Origin of the sequence: Streptomyces sp. SID1328, from assembly GCF_009865595.1 — a bacterium.
GTDB classification, from domain to species: domain Bacteria; phylum Actinomycetota; class Actinomycetes; order Streptomycetales; family Streptomycetaceae; genus Streptomyces; species Streptomyces griseoluteus.
The window spans coordinates 1-312 of the sequence record NZ_WWKH01000907.1 but is presented as its reverse complement, the minus strand read 5'-3'; the positions used below and the strand labels follow the sequence as shown (position 1 = coordinate 312).

Sequence of the window (312 nt, the reverse complement as noted above, 5' to 3'; positions counted from 1 at the left end):
CCGGTCACCGGCCCTTGCGGGAGTCGTTGAGCAGCGAGCGCAGGACCACGGCGCAGATGGCCACGCTCACGCCGGTGATGGCGACCGCCAGGAGCATGGAGACCAGCACCGTGCCAACGATCAGGACCACGGCCGTGCCGCCGCCGACGAGCGCGAGCGTGCTGCCGGGGGTGAGCTGGATGGTCGGCCGGTTCGACGCGGGGCCGATCGGGGCCGGGCTGGTGGTGGCGGGGACGCCCGCAGCGGCCGTGGGTGTCGAGGTGGGCACGGCGGGGGCGGTGTCGGTGGGCGGGTACTTGGGGGTGAGCATCA

Annotated in this window: 1 protein-coding gene; it reads right to left on the bottom strand. The window is 74.4% G+C overall.

Features of this window, described 5'->3' with window-relative positions; all coding sequences use genetic code 11:
• Positions 1–4 precede the first annotated feature (4 nt).
• Positions 5–310, bottom strand: coding sequence for a SpdD protein (locus GT030_RS28905; RefSeq protein WP_161203607.1), 306 nt, complete (start codon positions 308–310; stop codon positions 5–7).
• Positions 311–312: the final 2 nt, after the last annotated feature.

Excerpts from the sequence above, each read along its gene's own strand:
- GT030_RS28905 (WP_161203607.1), bottom strand. The coding sequence starts at position 310 with ATGCTCACCCCCAAGTACCCGCCCACCGACACCGCCCCCGCCGTGCCC.